This window comes from Nitratidesulfovibrio liaohensis (assembly GCF_011682075.1).
Lineage (GTDB): Bacteria > Desulfobacterota > Desulfovibrionia > Desulfovibrionales > Desulfovibrionaceae > Cupidesulfovibrio > Cupidesulfovibrio liaohensis.
In genome coordinates this window covers 1-957 of sequence record NZ_VSMK01000648.1, presented here as the reverse complement: position 1 = coordinate 957, position 957 = coordinate 1, and the positions used below count along the sequence as shown (strand labels likewise).

The following is a 957-nucleotide window of genomic DNA, read 5'->3' as shown; positions in this document are numbered from 1 at the left end:
CACTGGGGACACCGCCCGGCGGCCCGCCGCCCGGCCCGCCCGCCACATCACACCATCCCCCCGCGTTGCGCCCGCCGCCCCGGCACGGTATACCCCGGCCATGACTGGCGAACACGAAAACCGCATGCCCCGGCTGTTCTGGATCGGCAGCCCGTTCTTTGCGCAGGCCCTGCGCGAAGAAGGCTGGCAGGTGCACGCCATGGACTTCCAGCAGGTGGCGGTGTTCGGCTGGCAGGACATCGTGCGCGCGGCGGGCTGGGAGCCCGACGTGGTGGTGGTGGCGGACAAGAGCCGCCCGCCCTTCGTGCTGGGCATGGAATCGTTCCCCTGCCTGACGGTGTTCTACTGCGTGGATTCGCACATCCACAGCTGGTACCCTCTGTATGCCCAGGCCTTCGACGTGTGCCTGATGAGCCTGCGCGACCACATTCCGCTGGTGGCCGGGCGGCGCCTGCCCGACGAGCGCATCTGGTGGACGCCCGCCTTCGCCAAGGACGCGGACCTGCCACGCCCCCCCACGCCGGAATGGGACCTGCTGTTCGTGGGCACCGTGGACGCAGCCCGCACCCCTGCCCGCCACGCCTTCCTGCAACGGCTGGGGCAGCGACTGCCGGGCCTGCACGTGACCCGGGGCGACTACCGGGCGCTGTACCCGCGCGGGCGGTTGCTGCTGAACTACTGCGAACACGGCGACCTGAACTTCCGGGTGTTCGAGGCCCTTGGCTGCGGCGGGTGCCTGGTCACCCCGCGCATCGGCCACGGCCTCGCCGATCTGTTCGAGGACGGGCGCGACCTGCTGCTGTACGAACCGGATGACATCGACAATCTGGCGGAGGTGGTCCGCACGGCGCTGGCCGACCCGGAGCGATGCGCGCGCATTGCCGCCTCCGGGCTGGCCAGAGTGAACGCCGCCCACCGCGCACGCCACCGGGCACGCGACTTCACCGAACGGCTGCG

The 957-nt window shown here is 71.2% G+C and carries 1 protein-coding gene; it reads left to right on the top strand.

The genetic code is table 11. The features are described from left to right. Nucleotides 1–100: 100 nt before the first annotated feature. On the top strand, nucleotides 101–957 hold an 857-nt coding region (locus FVW27_RS17135), incomplete at its 3' end, for a glycosyltransferase family protein (protein ID WP_243838539.1).